The following is a 4,254-nucleotide window of genomic DNA, read 5'->3' on the forward strand; positions in this document are numbered from 1 at the left end:
AGCAATACAGGACAATACAAAACTATCGTATGAAGACATTAGGCTCGATTACTTATCCGATCGCCATTACCTGGTGCATTCTGAAAATGATAATTATTTTGAGCGCCTTAATTTCAAAGAGATGCCTCTTAAAAGTGAAGCTCAAAAGCAAACTATTCACAACTTTATAGATGTAGTATTCGATGCTTTAGAGAACAATCTTAATCTCTCACTTCTAGCTGCACAGGAAAACAAGTTCTCCATACGATAGTTTTGTATTGTCCTGTATTTCTCACAAACTTATGGAAAAATTGACTTGACACATGACAATACTACCGCGAACCATCTTAATTCAGATGACTGGACGCCGGATAAACAGCTTAACTTAGAGGTAGAGCGCGATCGCTTTCTTGCCAGCTTGAAAGTAGGTAGACAGGTAGTGTTGCAAAAATTTCTTCAGACGCTAATAGTAGAGTTGTAGTATATATGTTTCAACACTACTAATAGTGTTTTTCAAATTTTTTGCAGCACTACCAAGTTGGGAAGAACCCAAACAATCTATATTTTAGTAATATCTAAGAGTATGAAGCTCAAACAATTTACTATCACACTTGTAACTCTTTGTATTGCCATCAGTTCTGAACTGAAAGCTGTACAAGCTGCTTCGTTCACAGTAATTGCCAATGGTTTTGATAATCCACGTGGTATTACTTATGGTCCTGATGGTAATCTCTATGTGGGAGAGGCAGGTCGTGGAGGAAGTGGAGCTTGCTGGCCTGCACCTTTTACATCATTTGAACCTGTGTGTGCTGGTAAGACTGGTGCTATTGTCAAAATTACGCCTGACAGTCTGCGGCAGAACTTAATCAGCAATTTTCAGTCTTCAGCACCACAGCCCTCTCAAAATCAAGCAACTGGTCCTGAAGACCTCAAATTTGATTCCCAAGGCAATGCGTATTTTATTAGTGGATTTGGGGGTAATCCGGCAAATCGAGATGCAGAACTAAATGCCCTTTCTGCTAATGTCCAATTCCCATCCGAGCAAACAATGATTGCTCCTACACTTCCACCAGAGCAAGCATTAAATACTCCTGACCTAGGAAAATTATACCAAATCGACTTGGACACAGGTAATTACACACTTATTACCGATCTAGCGAAAAATGAACTTGTCAGTAATCCTGACGGTAAAGACGTAATTAGCAACCCTTATGCTATGGCAATTAAGGGTGATACTGCTTACATTGCTGATGGTGGCGCGAATGTTGTCTGGAATGTAAAACTAGACGGCAGTAACGTCTCAGCAATTCCAATTCCTACACGAATCGTAGAAAACCCAGAGTTTCCACCTGCGGCACCAGAGTCGGCAGTACCTTCTGCCGGAGCAGGGTCGAGCGGAGAACCACTGCCGACTGCTGGTCAGCCAGGGCTGCCACCAACTACTGATGAAGAGGCACCAGACATAGTTCTGCCACGTGAACAGAGCGCGAATCAAGTGGAGCTTCAAGCAGTACCCACAGGTATTGCAGTTGGTCCCGATGGCTCTGTATACGTTGGTGAATACTCTGGTTTCCCATACCAAGAACGTAAAGCTCGAATTTGGCGGATTGGGGATGATGGTAAACCACAAGTTTACGCTGATGGATTTACGCAGATCACTGACTTAAGGTTTGATAAAGATGGCAATCTGCTAGTCCTACAATTTGCAGACCAGTCACAGTGGAAGGGTGAAGATGAAGCAGCCCTACCTGGTTCTCTAATCAAACTAACTGCCGATGGCACGCGCACAACTCTTATTGCGGCAGGTGAGGGACTGGAGTCGGCTACTGGCATTGAAGTTGATCCTAGTGGTGAGATTTATATTGTCAACAAAGGTATTGGTCCAGGAAACGGGGAGGTGCTTCGAGTTGATAGCATTGATGGAGTAGCATCTGTTCCAGAACCTTCTTCAACATTGGGCTTACTCGTGTTCGGTGCTGTAGGTAGTGGTGCATGGCTGAAGCACAAGCGTCAACAGCAAGGTCAGTAGCTCAAAAAAATTGGAGGAATGCAGCAACTTCAGTGGTCATAGTAGAACCATGTACTACTCAAGCTGAGTTGAATAAGCATCTTTAACAAGTTAAGCTCTAGGGCTGTTAGGTCTAGTACACAACGTCAGCCTCAAGTTGTGCAAAACTTTTTCCACGAGAAGCACGTTGCTTACGCAGCCGTCTAAATTGTTAACTATTTAATGCTCTGGTTAGTATTTTATAACTCAGCCTCCCATATGCAAAATTTCCACAATCAGCCAACTCAATCCCTTGCTGCTGATGAAATAAACAGCCAAGTTGCTGCTCAATCGGCAAAACCGCGCCATACTCTCGAAGAGATTGTGTGGCACAAACAGCATGAAGTCGTACTAATGCGAGAGCAAGTGCTCATAGCAGATCTACAAAATCAGGTAGGTGCTGCCCCTCCTTTGCGAGATTTCCTTTTGGCCCTACGGCAAAGTCCCAACAAACCTAGCTTGATTACAGAGGTCAAGAAAGCGTCACCTAGTAAAGGAATAATCCGTGCCGACTTTGACCCAGTAAAGATTGCTCAGGCATATGAGCGAGGCGGTGCTGCCTGTCTCTCAGTGATAACCGATCAGAAATTTTTCCAAGGTAGTTTTGACAACCTGCGTGCGATTAGACAAAGCGTAGCACTGCCACTGCTGTGCAAAGAGTTCATTATTGACCCTTACCAAATTTATCTAGCGCGAGTAGCTGGGGCAGATGCCGTGTTGCTGATTGCCGCTATTCTCTCGCAACAAGAGCTTCAAGAGTTTGTGCAAATTGTCCATAGTTTAGGTATGAATGCGCTAGTAGAGGTGCATACCTTGACAGAACTTGATCGAGTGCTATCGCTTTCAGAACTGCGCTTGTTGGGGATTAACAACCGTAATCTGGAGGATTTTACGACCGATCTAGGAACCGCACAACGACTGATGGCACAGCAACGGGAACAGTTGCAAAGCTTGGATATAACGGTTGTAAGTGAGTCTGGACTATATACACGCGCTGATTTAGCTCTTATGGCTGAGGCTGGTGCCCGTGCCGTTCTAATTGGAGAGTCTTTACTTAAGCAAACTGATCTAGAACAGGCTGTGCGTAGTCTATTAAATTTCGATCCTCTCTCCCTTTCCTCATCTCTTCTATGATTTCTATCTCTGATTGCTTTAAATCTTTACGCGCTCGTAACTCTTGCGCCCTAATTCCCTTTGTCACAGCTGGTGATCCTGACCTGGAGACAACAGCAGAGGTTTTGCGGGTCTTAGACCGTAATGGTGCTAACCTGATTGAATTGGGCGTTCCCTATTCAGATCCACTGGCAGATGGACCTGTAATTCAAGCTGCTGCTAACCGCGCTTTGCAACGAGAAACCAAATTGGAGCAAGTTTTGGAAGTAGTTCAAGCGGTCAGTCCCAGTCTAAGAGCACCTCTAATCTTATTTACTTATTACAACCCGATTTTGAACCAGGGCATTGAGCAGTTTCTCAACCAAATTGCTGTTGCAGGAATACGAGGATTGGTCGTGCCAGACCTGCCAATGGAGGAAGCAAATGAGCTGCTACAACTTGCCGATGCTATGGGAATTGAGGTGATTTTGTTAGTTGCTCCTACCAGTTCAAAGGAACGTATTAAGGCGATCACCCATTTGTCTCAAGGATTTATCTACCTAGTAAGTGTTACTGGTGTTACAGGCATACGCTCTCATATACAAGCAGACGTTAAGGATTTATTGATGCAGATGCGAAGTCTAACCGACAAGCCGATTGCCATTGGCTTTGGGATCTCAGAACCGGAACAAGCGCGTCAGCTGAGAGATTGGGGCGCTGATGCCGTAATTGTGGGTAGTGCTTTTGTAAAACGTTTGGCAACGGGTACGCCAAGCCAAGGACTGCAAGCAGTTGAGGAATTCTGTCAAACTCTGAAAGCAGCAATTACTACGACAGAAGCTAAGAAAGCAAATTCACCTGTCACCAATAGCTAGTAGCTAACTATTGGTGACAGGTGAAATCTACTATAGCAGTCCTATTTGAGTCATAAAAACTCCAATCGGTGAAGACAAGGGAAGACTTGCGAGGACAAGGAAGACAAAGGAAAGGTATTGATATAGATTCTCTACAAATTCATCCGGCGGCGCACAAGACGTGCTTCACGATTCATTTAGGACTGCTATACATTAAGCACTACATCAAAGGTTGGTTAAAAAACAGGGGATTGGAGCTTAACCAATAGTTAGCTACTAGCT

General features: G+C 44.3%; 5 protein-coding genes. All 5 read left to right on the top strand.

The window, feature by feature from the left end:
- Window positions 1-250, top strand: a 250-nt coding sequence (locus tag LC574_RS28950; protein WP_229457083.1) for a hypothetical protein, incomplete at its 5' end; no start/stop codon positions are given.
- Between the two features lie 45 nt (window positions 251-295).
- Entirely contained in the window at window positions 296-460 is a 165-nt protein-coding gene (locus tag LC574_RS28955; RefSeq protein ID WP_229457084.1) for a hypothetical protein, read from the top strand.
- Between the two features lie 102 nt (window positions 461-562).
- Window positions 563-2,008 carry a ScyD/ScyE family protein gene (locus LC574_RS28960; RefSeq protein WP_229457085.1) on the top strand — a complete coding sequence of 482 codons (1,446 nt, stop codon included), beginning with the start codon at window positions 563-565 and terminating at the stop codon, window positions 2,006-2,008.
- Between the two features lie 237 nt (window positions 2,009-2,245).
- On the top strand, window positions 2,246-3,160 hold the full coding sequence (gene trpC, locus LC574_RS28965) for an indole-3-glycerol phosphate synthase TrpC (RefSeq protein WP_229457086.1): 915 nt from the start codon (window positions 2,246-2,248) through the stop codon (window positions 3,158-3,160).
- A complete protein-coding gene (gene trpA, locus LC574_RS28970) occupies window positions 3,157-3,993 on the top strand; it encodes a tryptophan synthase subunit alpha (RefSeq protein ID WP_229457087.1) in 837 nt (278 codons plus the stop codon). Before trpC ends, trpA begins: the two co-directional genes overlap by 4 nt.
- Window positions 3,994-4,254: the final 261 nt, after the last annotated feature.

Source organism: Nostoc sp. CHAB 5715 (assembly GCF_020829685.1).
Lineage (GTDB): Bacteria > Cyanobacteriota > Cyanobacteriia > Cyanobacteriales > Nostocaceae > Nostoc.